The organism is Syntrophaceticus schinkii (genome assembly GCF_000946815.1).
GTDB classification, from domain to species: Bacteria; Bacillota; DSM-12270; order Thermacetogeniales; family Thermacetogeniaceae; genus Syntrophaceticus; species Syntrophaceticus schinkii.
Genome location: NZ_CDRZ01000271.1, coordinates 16763 through 28583, shown reverse-complemented (window position 1 = coordinate 28583; position 11821 = coordinate 16763). Strand labels below are relative to the sequence as shown.

15 protein-coding genes are annotated in these 11821 nt (G+C 47.6%); 2 read left to right on the top strand and 13 right to left on the bottom strand.

All coding sequences use genetic code 11. The features are described from left to right. Window positions 1-235 precede the first annotated feature (235 nt). The 10 genes from SSCH_RS13345 to SSCH_RS13305 form a co-directional block, all read right to left on the bottom strand. Entirely contained in the window at window positions 236-682 is a 447-nt protein-coding gene (locus SSCH_RS13345) for an IclR family transcriptional regulator (protein ID WP_052835659.1), read from the bottom strand. Window positions 683-1074: 392 nt separating this feature from the next. Next, entirely contained in the window at window positions 1075-1263 is a 189-nt protein-coding gene (locus SSCH_RS13340; protein WP_044665895.1) for a hypothetical protein, read from the bottom strand. Further along, complete coding sequence (locus tag SSCH_RS21230) at window positions 1251-2189, bottom strand: cation-translocating P-type ATPase (RefSeq protein WP_156972300.1); 939 nt, start codon at window positions 2187-2189, stop codon at window positions 1251-1253. The genes SSCH_RS13340 and SSCH_RS21230 overlap by 13 nt, the downstream gene beginning before the upstream one ends. Then, window positions 2159-3991, bottom strand: coding sequence for a cation-translocating P-type ATPase (locus SSCH_RS13335; RefSeq protein ID WP_156972299.1), 1833 nt, complete (start codon window positions 3989-3991; stop codon window positions 2159-2161). The genes SSCH_RS21230 and SSCH_RS13335 overlap by 31 nt, the downstream gene beginning before the upstream one ends. A gap of 316 nt (window positions 3992-4307) precedes the next feature. Next, window positions 4308-6497, bottom strand: a complete 2190-nt coding sequence (locus tag SSCH_RS13330) for a heavy metal translocating P-type ATPase (RefSeq protein WP_084711189.1) — start codon at window positions 6495-6497, stop codon at window positions 4308-4310. A gap of 151 nt (window positions 6498-6648) precedes the next feature. Beyond that, on the bottom strand, window positions 6649-7014 hold the full coding sequence (locus tag SSCH_RS13325) for an ArsR/SmtB family transcription factor (protein WP_044665894.1): 366 nt from the start codon (window positions 7012-7014) through the stop codon (window positions 6649-6651). A 137-nt stretch (window positions 7015-7151) separates the two neighbouring features. Continuing rightward, window positions 7152-7499 (bottom strand): SLOG cluster 4 domain-containing protein, encoded by a 348-nt coding sequence (locus SSCH_RS13320; RefSeq protein ID WP_269746209.1) that lies wholly within the window; start codon window positions 7497-7499, stop codon window positions 7152-7154. 144 nt (window positions 7500-7643) lie between these two features. Further along, window positions 7644-7979 carry a nucleotidyltransferase domain-containing protein gene (locus SSCH_RS13315; protein ID WP_044665893.1) on the bottom strand — a complete coding sequence of 112 codons (336 nt, stop codon included), beginning with the start codon at window positions 7977-7979 and terminating at the stop codon, window positions 7644-7646. A 219-nt stretch (window positions 7980-8198) separates the two neighbouring features. Further along, a complete protein-coding gene (locus tag SSCH_RS13310) occupies window positions 8199-8807 on the bottom strand; it encodes a DUF3267 domain-containing protein (protein ID WP_044665892.1) in 609 nt (202 codons plus the stop codon). A 3-nt stretch (window positions 8808-8810) separates the two neighbouring features. Next, a complete protein-coding gene (locus tag SSCH_RS13305) occupies window positions 8811-9143 on the bottom strand; it encodes a nucleotidyltransferase family protein (RefSeq protein ID WP_052835658.1) in 333 nt (110 codons plus the stop codon). 361 nt (window positions 9144-9504) lie between these two features. Here SSCH_RS13305 and SSCH_RS13300 point away from each other — a divergent pair, with 361 nt between their 5' ends. Continuing rightward, window positions 9505-9906, top strand: a complete 402-nt coding sequence (locus SSCH_RS13300; protein WP_044665891.1) for a putative ABC transporter permease — start codon at window positions 9505-9507, stop codon at window positions 9904-9906. A 294-nt stretch (window positions 9907-10200) separates the two neighbouring features. Here SSCH_RS13300 and SSCH_RS13295 read toward each other — a convergent pair whose 3' ends face one another. Continuing rightward, window positions 10201-10596, bottom strand: a complete 396-nt coding sequence (locus tag SSCH_RS13295; RefSeq protein WP_232294483.1) for a putative toxin-antitoxin system toxin component, PIN family — start codon at window positions 10594-10596, stop codon at window positions 10201-10203. Beyond that, window positions 10589-10864, bottom strand: a complete 276-nt coding sequence (locus SSCH_RS13290; protein WP_044665889.1) for an AbrB/MazE/SpoVT family DNA-binding domain-containing protein — start codon at window positions 10862-10864, stop codon at window positions 10589-10591. Before SSCH_RS13290 ends, SSCH_RS13295 begins: the two co-directional genes overlap by 8 nt. Window positions 10865-11135: 271 nt before the next feature. Here SSCH_RS13290 and SSCH_RS20465 point away from each other — a divergent pair, with 271 nt between their 5' ends. Next, complete coding sequence (locus tag SSCH_RS20465; protein WP_156972298.1) at window positions 11136-11321, top strand: hypothetical protein; 186 nt, start codon at window positions 11136-11138, stop codon at window positions 11319-11321. A gap of 206 nt (window positions 11322-11527) precedes the next feature. Here SSCH_RS20465 and SSCH_RS18440 read toward each other — a convergent pair whose 3' ends face one another. Further along, window positions 11528-11671, bottom strand: coding sequence for a hypothetical protein (locus SSCH_RS18440; RefSeq protein ID WP_198142479.1), 144 nt, complete (start codon window positions 11669-11671; stop codon window positions 11528-11530). Window positions 11672-11821: the final 150 nt, after the last annotated feature.

Below are 11821 nucleotides of genomic sequence, written 5' to 3'. Positions count from 1 at the left end.
CTTTTGCCCATTTTGTACAGCCCTCAGGCAGGAATACCTTGTTGATGTATCGAAGAAAATCATTTGAGCCACCGTTTCGACATCGGTGGTAACACCTCCTGGAAATGATGATTTGATCGTTGTTGCTTCCAGGATGGTTTTTGTCATTAGTTATGTTTTTTCCTGCCTGTTTGGTTTAAAAAATGCGAATTAATAAAATTTTGCTTTTATACTGCGTTGCTTGCACCGCAAGAACTTAGGCGATCACCTGCGGAGTTTCTGGCAGAGACTCACCTATAGCAGACCCCATCTTAACTACCCTGGCGCTTTCCACCTTATCAATAAATGTCGTTTTTTCTTGCTCAAGCACAACAAGGTGTGCTGTCTCATCACAGAACTCCACAATCTCCTTCAAAAAAGGCCTGACCGCCATTACCAGATCATGCTGATTCAATACCAATTCACCAAGGCGGAGCAATTTAAGTCCAAGCCTGTATTTTGAATTACCAGGATTCTGCGTCAGAAAACCACGGGCTTCTAATGTGGAAACAATCCTGAAAATAGCACTTTTACTGAGCCCAAGCTTTCTACTGAGCTCAGAGACCCCCATCTCAGGCTCCATGGAATTAAATGAATCAAGTACACGGAGAGCATTATCCACAGACTGTAGGATGTACTCCCTGCTGTTCTTTTCATCAGCCAATTCAATCTCCCCCTCCTAGCTGTGTTTCTCTATGCGAAACAGCTGTTCTCTAAGTGATATATAATTTCGACATAGTGCAACAAACTCCTTCTTAAATCTAAAAATATTTTTTGAGACGCGGGGACGGTTCTCGCGTCTCACACGTCCCGAGACGCGGGGACGGTTCTCGCGTCTCATTCGCGTCTCACGCGTCCCTGTTGTCACCGAAAAACTTTCAGCTGAAGAAATAATCACCTGGAATTCTCGCGTCTTTCGTGTTCCTATTCATGAGAATGCCGGCAGTGTAAGTACAGGGGTAGATGTCGATCCGTGCGAAACAGGATTGGATGATGAGGGTATGGCAGCAGACGGACAGGCAAAAGGTTGGAGAAGTGGGGTTTTAAAAAAATAAGCTACGGGAATGGGGTTCCCACAGCTTTTTCTTTTAATTGAATATTCATATTCAAACGTAATTTATCAACACTACGAACTTGCTCCGCTTCCCAGGAATGATGCCTGTCAACCGCAACTAAATGCTCTGAAATCTCTCTACCCAGGTGAAGTCCCTTAGAAAGTGGATCAGAAGGGATCAGGAGAACCATCCCTCCGATCTCTCCGATCCACTGCGCATCTGTCTCAGTTGTTTTGCCATTTCTACGGCGACAAGTGGTGCCAGGCTGAAGATGAGGACTACGGCCCAGTCAGTGGGCTGCAGCAGTACTGTGTCAAAGAAGCCTCTCAGGAAGGGAACGAAGAGCACCACTGCCTGCAGTGAAGCAGAAGCTAAAAAGGCATAGACCAGGCTGCGGTTGGAGCCCACTCCTATCTCGAAAAGCGACTGACTGCTGCTGCGGGCATTAAAGGAATGCACCAGTTGCAGTAAGGCCATGGTCGTAAAGGCCATCGTATGGGCCTCTGGCAGAGTGCGCCCCCACCGGAGCGCGAGATAGTAGACTCCCAAAGCTGTCAGTCCAATCAGTGCTCCCTGCCACAGAATGTTGACACCCATACCCCCGGCCAGCACCCCTTCATTGGGCTTTCTGGGGGGTTGTTCCATAATTCCGTTTTCCGGTGGTTCAACACCCAGGGCCAAAGCCGGTAACCCATCTGTGACCAGGTTGAGCCACAGGATTTGAATAGCAGTCAAGGGGCTGCCCAGCCCCAGCAGGATGGCTGTAAAAATGGTAACGATTTCCCCGATATTACACGATAATAGATAATGGACAGATTTGCGGATATTGCTGTAAATGGTGCGCCCCTCGTTCACAGCGCCGACTATTGTGGCGTAGTTGTCATCCATGAGCACCATTTCCGAAGCCTCTTTGGCCACTTCTGTACCTGTAATCCCCATCGATACCCCGATATCGGCACGTTTCAAGGCAGGGGCATCATTTACCCCATCCCCGGTCATGGCCACTACATGGTTATGTGACTTCAAGGCCTTCACAATGCGCAGCTTATCCTCCGGGGATACCCTGGCAAAGACAGCTGTGTTGGTTACAGCCTGCTGCAGTTCTTTTTCATCCATCTTCTGCAGCCTGTTCCCCGCTGAGAGCCATGATCCCCCTCCTGCCAAATATCCAGCTCCCTGGCAATGGCCATCGCTGTATCCTGGTGATCACCGGTAATCATCATGGTGCGAATACCCGCACGCCGGCTTGTCTCTACCGCATCCTTTACCTCCGGCCGCGCCGGATCGATCATCGAGAAGTACCCGATAAAGGTCAGATCTGTTTCCACTTGTTCAGGTTGGAGATTTTCTAGGACCTCCGGCCACTTGACCTCCGGCCACTTCCGGACAGCCAGAGCAAGCACCCGCTCCCCACTGGAGGCCAAATTCGAGTTGATATCTAAGAGCCGCCTCTGCCTCTCTGGGGTCAGTAATTCAACATCCCCAGATTTCCTGGCAATACTGGTGCACTGCGCCACCAACAGATCCGGGGCTCCCTTTGTATAAGAATAAATGTTATCGTCAACCTCATAAAAAGAAGTCATCATCTTACGGGCCGAGTCAAAGGGAATCTCCGCTAACCTGGGATATTCCTGCTCCAGTTCCGGTTTATTCAACCCAGTCTTGGCTGCAGCAACCACCAGAGCGCCCTCTGTGGGATCCCCGATCACATTCCAGCCATCCTCGGTCTCGGTCAACCGCGCATCACTGTCCAACATCCCACCCATCAGCATCGACAGCAGATTTTTATTTTCCAGGGGTGCAACTTTTTCTCCCTCAGCATCTATAAAAACACCATCCGGATTGTATCCGATCCCTGTTACATCGTACATTTCCCCACCGGTATAAATATGGGTGACGGTTATCTCATTTTTCGTCAGTGTCCCTGTTTTGTCAGAACAAATGACAGTAACCGTGCCCAGAGTTTCCACAGCAGGGAGCCTCCTGATCACCGCCCGGCGGCGGCTCATCCGGGTTACTCCCATGGCCAAAACAATGGTCACAACTGCTGGAAGCCCTTCTGGTACTGCAGCCACAGCTAAACTGATGGAGATCATAAACATCTCCAGGGCTTCCGCCCCCCGCAACATTCCAGTAAGAAACACAATCGCAACAATAACCCCGGCACCAATGCCCAAAATCTTACCTAGCTCACCAAGGCGCCTCTGCAGTGGGGTGGTTTCCAGCGGGGCCTCCTGAATAAGTTGTGCTATTTTGCCGAGCTGGGTTCTCATCCCTGTAGCCACTACTAACCCCTTGCCCCGTCCGCCGGTGATGGTCGTCCCCATAAAGGCCATATTTTTCTGGTCGCCGACCGGTACATCATCCTGTTCGATGACAGCTGCACCCTTTTCCACAGGTACTGACTCACCGGTTAGAGCGGCTTCATTTGTCCGCAGAGATGCTGTTTCAATCAACCTGATATCAGCCGGAAGAGAATCCCCAGCATCCAGTACCACTATGTCCCCAGGAACCAGTGTCTCCAAGTGTACCTGGTAGACATCTCCATCACGGATCACTTTAGCAGTGGGAGTTGTCATCTTTTTTAAAGCCATCAGCGCCTGTTCTGCCTTATGTTCCTGGTAGACACCCAGACATGCATTGAGCACCACAATAACCATAATGACAATAGAGTCGGCCCATTCACCCAGTGCGCCTGAGATAACAGCTGCCACAATCAGGATCAGGACCAGTACTTCCTTCAGCTGATCGAAAAACATCGATAAAATACTGTGGGGAGGGGATTCCTTGAGAGCGTTGGGGCCGAATTCCCTCAGCCGCCTTTCCGCCTCTTCAGCAGACAGACCCCGAACGAGATCGGAATTTAATGTCTTTGCCGCCTCTTCTGCTTCCACCCTATACCACTTCTGCTCCTGCATCTTCTGCCTCCTCGCAATTCTTAGTATTCCTAAACGCTTAATGAATATAAAAAAGACCTTTGCCTGAAATAATGATTTCAAGCAAAGGTCTTGCTCGGATCCTCTCCGCAGGTGCAGCGGGCTCAAAAATATCCGGGATGTCGCCACACCTGTTACAGCTACTCCCCAATGCTAGCAAACACAGGAAGAAATTATTAAGCTTTATGTTATTATATCACCTGGGAATGAAACCGTGCAAGAGCGGATCAGGGGGACGGCACCTCACAACCCCATGCACCCAACTGCCAGAAATGCGCCGGGAACCGTCCCCACTGCATCACGCTTTCACATACATGGCACGGGTTGCATTTAGGACAGCGATCAGTGCTACCCCTACATCCGCAAACACCGCAGCCCACATGGTAGCTATTCCCATCGCACCAAAAACCAGGACAATGCCTTTGACACCCAATGCAAAGACAATGTTCTGCCAGACAATATTTTTTGTTCTTTTGGCGATCTTGATCGCACCGACTAGTTGGGAAGGCTCATCGGTCATCAGGACAACATCTGCAGCCTCAATAGCGGCATCTGATCCCAGTGCCCCCATGGCCACCCCTATATCAGCCCTTGCTAAAACAGGTGCATCATTGATTCCATCACCGACAAAGACGAGCTTCCCGGCAGAAGGCACCTCTTTTTCCAGCTGTTCCACCTGTTTCACCTTTTGGTCAGGCAGGAGCTCTGTGTAAACCTCATCAAGTCCCAGCTCTTCTGCCACCTTTTCACCAACTGCTCTGTTATCTCCGGTCAGCATTACTGTTTTTCGGATGCCGATATTTTTCAGGGCATTAATTGCATCGATGGAGTCTTCTTTGATCTCATCAGAAATAACGATGTATCCCGCATAGGTTTTATCTAGAGCTACATAAACAACAGTTCCTGGAGCATCAGCATCATCACAGGCAATATCTTCTCTGCTCATCAGCTTGCTGTTTCCCGCCAGGATCTCCCTCCCACCGACTGCGGCCTTAATGCCATGCCCAAAGACTTCATCATGCTCATCTACAAGTTCTTTATTGACGGCTTTTCCGTAAGCACGCAGAATCGACAGAGCAATGGGGTGGTTGGAAAACACCTCTGCATAAGCAGCCATTTCCAGTAAATCATCTCTGCCGAATCCATCCTCTGGCACAACCTCTGTAACCTTAAACACACCCTTTGTCAGTGTCCCCGTCTTATCGAAGACAACGGTATCTACATTATTTAAGGCCTCCAGGTAGTTGCCCCCTTTGATGAGAATCCCCTTTTTAGAAGCCCCGCCGATACCCCCGAAAAAGCCCAGGGGAATGGAAATCACCAGGGCACAAGGGCAGGATATAACCAAGAACACAAGTGCTCTGTAGATCCACTCAGAAAAGGCCGCACCCTGAATAAGAAGAGGTGGTATCAAAGCAATGGCGAGCGCCCCAAAAACCACAACAGGTGTGTAATACCTGGCAAACTTGGTGATGAAGTTTTCGGTGGGTGCCTTTTTACTGCCGGCATTCTGCACTAGATCAAGGATTTTGGAAACGGTAGTCTCGCCGAACTTTTTGGTTACCTGAACCTTGAGCAGCCCGTTTTGATTGATGAAGCCCCCCAGGATATCACTGCCTTGCTCTACGTCTCTGGGAACCGATTCCCCTGTCAGGGCAGAGGTATCAACCATGGATCTCCCTTCAACAACTATCCCATCCAAAGGTACCCTCTCACCGGGCTTGACGATGATCAGATCTCCTATCCTGACACCTTCAGGAGATACCCTCTTGATGTCATCCCCCACCTGCAAATTCGCATAGTCAGGTCTGATGTCCATCAGAGAAGAGATAGACCTTCTCGAGCGGTTCACCGCCAGATCCTCAAAAAACTCCCCGATCTTGAAAAAGAGCATCACCGCTACACCTTCAGGGAACTGCCTGATGGCAAAGGCACCGATAGTGGCCACACTCATCAAGAAGTTCTCATCAAAAACCTGCCCCCTGGAGATGTTCCTGACAGCTCTCAGCAATATGTCTCCGCCCACCAAAAGATAGCTCACTAAAAATAAACTAAACTCAGTCCAAAAAGAAAACTCAAAAATAAGAGCGATAGCAAACAATACCGCCCCTACCCCGATCTTGATCAGTTCATTTTTGTTGATCACTTCATCCTCGATAACAGGGATACCCCCCGCCCCATACTCCTCGATAACCTCCACATCAGGCTCAAATTTATTGATAATTTCAGTAGCTTGAGATGTTATCTTACCCAAACCCCGCTCATTGTACACATAGATGATCAGCCTCTTGGCCACAAAATCCAGGGAGGCATGCTGAACCCCGGCCAGTTTGTTCACTTCATGTTCTATCTTGGCAGCGCAGTTAGCACAGCCGAGCCCCGCCAGCACCAAAGTTTTTTTGGCACCTGTCTGTAGATCAATTGTCTGCGGTTCAATAACCGTACAGCTTGTACAACCAGTACAAGTACAGCCCGGGTCGGTACCCATGACCTCACCTTCCTCCACGTATAAGACAACTGAGACAGGGGGACGGTTCTTTTATCCCACTTTTGTCCCGGGGTTATCCCCGGCGCAACAACCACCTAAAATCACGGCGCTGAGCTGCCCTGTTAAGCATTTCCAACCAATGCTGCGCCCCCTAATGACTGATGTGAGCCAGCCCCTGGTCAAATATTTGTTTGACGTGGTCATCATCCAGGGAGTAATAAACCATTTTCCCATCTTTTCTGTATTTGACAAGCCTTGCCTGTTTCAACACCCTCAGCTGGTGAGAAACAGCGGACTGAGTCAACCCTAAAAGAGCTGTCAGATCACAAACACACATCTCAGCGGTAAATAAGGCAAACAGAATTTTGACCCTGGTGGTATCCCCGAACACCTTAAACAGCTCAGCCAGGTCAAAGAGGCATTCATCCTCAGGCATCTTCTGCCTGACCTGATACACTATATCCTCATGGACAACTGTAGAGCTGCAGTGTTCAATGATATCACGGTCCTCACCCATCAGATCACCCCTCTCCAATAACATATGATCATGTATTCATATGATTGCTTTCAGTATATGCTTTGCCATGGAATTCGTCAACTGGAAAATGAATATTTTGAACAAAATAAAATAAAACAGGGGCAAATAAGCCCCTGTTAGCCACAGTACTCCTTGATCATCCGGATCACCTGCTCCGGAGTGCCGGCTGCAGCTAAAAGCCCATCCTGGCGGTAATACTCAAAAACATCGCCTGTGTCAAACCCCAGAAGAATCACCTTTTTGCCGCTCTTTAAGGCTAAAGCGATCTCCGAGATGGTCCCCGCCCTCCCGGGCAATGCCACCACAAGATCACTGGAGAGGACATTGATATAATTGCGCCCATCACCCATCCCGGTGGCAATGGCAATATCGATATATTTTGAGGCGTTTCCCTTGTGCCTGTCCGCCAGGATCCCGACAGTCAGTCCGCCTGCTTCCTTCGCTCCCTTTGCAGATGCCTCCATCACCCCGGCGGCACGACCCCCGCCAGAGGAGCACCCAGCCCTCTTCTGCGATCAGCTTACCCAGCCGGTGGGCCATCTGCATCGTTTCCCGGGATACATCTTCCCCGCCGCCCATTACTCCTACAGTGAATTTATTCTCCCCGGTCATAAAGGAACCCCCTCACTTTCGATATCAAGGGCAATCCTACGCTCCCGTTTCTTCAAAAAATCAAACTGCTCCTCAGATATCACAAAAGTTGATAACGGAATAAGATATTCCAGTTCCAGTTCACCTACATCATTATAGATCTCATTCTTCAGTTCCCGGGTTAACCCGCGGACAATCACCGCCAAATCCAGGTCTGAATCTGGGTCAAAATCCCCCCGCGCCTTAGATCCGAAAAGGGCTATTTTGATAAGCTGGCTGCCCAAGCGGTTTTCTAAGATTTTTTTGAGTTCTTGCAAGACATGTTTTTCCTCAGAAGACAGGTGCTCAAGCATATGAATACCTCCCTCAAACCAGCACAAGTAATCCGTTTCTATTATCATCTTACCAGTTTCAGGATGTCATTTACAAGCAGATGCTCTCGACTCAATTACGATTACGCTGATATGGATTTTTAAAAGGCGGTTGTAATTACCCCTGTCAGCCACTCCATACCCTCCAAAAGCCGCGGACCCGGCCGGCAGAAAAAGTGACAGGGGACAGTGGGAACAGAGTTATTTAAAATATGTTTCCAATCCATTGCTTACAATATATGATCCCTTTGGAACTTGAATTGCAACTAAACATATATTTAAGCAATCAACACAAGAGCCTACTGCATTTATTAAACAGAGAAATATTGTATAACCATTTAGCCATCCTAAAATATTAAGAATAAAGGGGAGTAAAACCGATAACAAAATGAATGGCATAATAGAAATGATTAAGTATCTGCCCTTTTTGATTTTTTCAGTAGTATGAACAAATCCGATAAAACCATTATAACCCCAATATGTTTTATCTGACTTTAATACATTAGGTATAAAACAGGCATGGAGAAATTCATGTATTACATTAAATACGGCCATGATAGTAATAAGTATTAATAGTGTTAAGAAGTTTATAGTGAGGGAAAAAGTACCGCTGTTTATATGTTCTTTTAATGGAGGATATAAATAATAAGCAATAGCCATAGATATTATCCCATTTATGAACATGAAAGGTACTGAGAGTAAAATTGCCATACCTAAATTGGATGGTTCATTAAGTTTTTTCCATCCCTCTGATAAAAGTTTATTACTCAACTCTTTATCCGCAGAGGGTACTTTTTTTATATAGTTCATCACTCAGACCGCCACTACTCCGGCATAAAAGACTATACTGACCTCAAAGGGGTGAGCAATCCTTTCCGCTTTCACAAACATCTCCCAGTAGCTCCCTTGAAACCCTACAGCCAGGAGGTCGATATCCGAACCCTCTGCGAAGCCGCCCCAGGCCAGTGATCCATAGAGATAGACCTCTCTTACCCCATAATCTTCTTTGAGCATCTTAGCAACATCCTCTGCCTTAATCCGGGCATTCTCAACGAGGACCCGCTCTCTCCTGGCACGCTCCCGGAGAACCAACCGGCGCATCTTTAGAAATTCATCTGATAGCTCGCATCTTTCTCCTTCTGGCACAAGGCACACCCCCTTACAGCAATTTCAGCAATTATTAAAACCTTCCCTTACATTATTCTACCATTTCCGAGAAGCTGTTAACAGGGTAAGTCACGGGAAGGTATGGCAGTGGCCACCCCAATATCACTTGAGAGAACCCCTGACTTCCGGCTTCACACTTCTATTTTCCGAGTAGACGCCCATGTCGCCCAGGCAGCACCATCCCCCTGTCACCTTTTTTTGATAATAATATTGTCAACAGTTTTATAAAACCATCTGTAGTTATTGCCAAAAAAATTTCAAATAAAATTTGGTAAGTTTGTTCCCACGCCGGCAGTTTATACCATTCATAAATTGATGAGCCCGCCGACAAAATAAAGGCATGAAGAGATTTTTTATCTACGGTTTGGCCGGATGGGGATTGGAAATAATGTGGACAGGCCTTGGGTCGCTGCTGCGCGGTGATCTGATGCTGAGCGGATTTTCCTACCTGTGGATGTTTCCCATCTACGGCCTGGCCCGCTTTCTGGAACCGCTGCACGATCGGCTGCGCCCCTGGCCCTGGTATCTCCGGGGTTTGATCTGGATGAGCGCCTTCCTGGTGATTGAATATACCACCGGTTGGCTCCTTAAGAGCATCCTGGGAAGCTGTCCCTGGAATTATAGCGGGTCCAGATTTAGTGTCGACGGATTAATCCGCCTTGACTATGCCCCTGCCTGGTTCTTCGCCGGATTTCTTTTGGAGAGGCTCCATGATACCTTGATTGAACACTCCATCCTCTGATATTTTTTGGCGGTCGCTGGCAGCTGTTACCCGCCGGTATAAAATCAGCATAGAATTTGATGGTACGGGAGAGTACGCACATCAGTCAAGCTCCGGGCTGTTGCGCGCTTTCTGCTGTCTGAAACATCTGTCGTTTACCGAATCCGGGGAAAAACTCCGCTTCAGTTTTTACTCTCACTGGGATATACAGGGTAATTATGATTTTCATCCATACAAAAGCATCCCGCATTTTGGGCGCAAAAAAAAAACACCCTGTCTATTGTCGGGCGTTTCATGCGCTCTTTCGTTATCACTTTATTCGGCGTATTTTTCGAGGAACCTGGCCGGCGTCAGTATTTCCGGCCTTTCGATCTCAACTGCGGCAAAATCCGCGTCGCCTGTTATCAGGACATCCACTTCCTCCAGAATTGCCGTCACAAGAATAGGCAAATCCTTTTTGTCCCGTATTTCCGGGCATTTCTCCGCGTCGATCCCTTCCGGCGTATAGGCGAGGAAAAACGGGAGTCTCTGAATAAACCGGTCCAAGAGATCGTATTTTTGCGGGAACTTCCGCCTAATAACCGCCTTCAGCTCGTCCAGCACGTAGGAAGGAAGAACAATCGTATGTCGCTCCGTAATCGTGTCAATCAAACTGAGCATCTTCGCGGACGGAAAAATAAAGATGGAAATCAGGACGTTCGTATCAATCATTATTCGCATTACGCTTATCCCACATTTCCTGACGAACCTCGTCCACCAGATCAACGACATCCTGTTCGTCTTTCAGACCGAGCCTTTCAGCCTCACCTTCAAACGCCTCCTGCATATTTCTGAAAGCAACCTTGGCGGCGTTGGCAAAAATAATGTTGTCTCCTTCTTCAATGAAGATTACCTTGTCACCTTCTTTCAGACCCAGCTTTTTGCGCACATCAATCGGGATCGTAATCTGTCCTCTGCTTGTGATCTTTGCGACCTCCATGGTAGCACTCCTTTCAAACTTACTTTACTTGAAAAACTTACTTTACTTATTAATATTATACGCTGTTCGTCTTGAAAATACAACATCAAACAGAAAAAATAATTGTGGAAAATCACACAGTCACCTCTTGCAGCTGCCATGCGGAAGTCCGGGAGAACAATGCCTATTACCGAAAAGCGTGGGCGGATTATGAGGCCGCAAGAGAGATCACTTATTCACTGCAGGGAGGCGATGGCCATCCTTTCAAAAAAAACCGTGCCTTGGAATCGGCGTGGCCTTTACTATCATAGAAGGGCTTTTAGCAGGCAGCAGTTTTCTTTCGATTTATCTGGTGATCGACATGCTGCTGAGCGGAAACATGGCAATGAGCCCCGCCAGAGGTACATGCATCCCCGGCAAAGGACATAACTTGATATCATCGAAAAATAAGGGTAGAAAAAAATTACGTGAAATATAGGCGCTGAAGTTGCGTTTGCTTGTTCATATTGCGGTAGAATTCACTAATACATGAAGGTTAAATCACTTAATCCATTAGATCTTGGCTAACTGATAACAATTCTCATTACCTTAAATTAGATATTATTCTATGCTTATCCATATGTCAAGAGCATTTTGGGAAGCTGTCCCTGGAATTATAGTGGGACAAGATTCTCTGTTGACGGATTAATCCGCCTTGACTATGCCCCTGCCTGGTTCTTCGCCGGATTTCTTTTTGAGAGGCTCCATGATACCTTGATAGAACACTCCATCCTCTGATATTTTTTGGCGGTCACTGGCGGCTGTTACCGGCCGGTATAAAATCAGCATAGAATACAAAAAACGAATGTTAATATCATAATCATAATGCTGAGGGTCGGAAAGGTAGTACTATTCAGTAATTTATTGATTCCGGCTGCCGCCCATTATTCCTACAGTGAATTTATTCTCCCCGGTCATAAAAGAACCCCCTCACTTTCG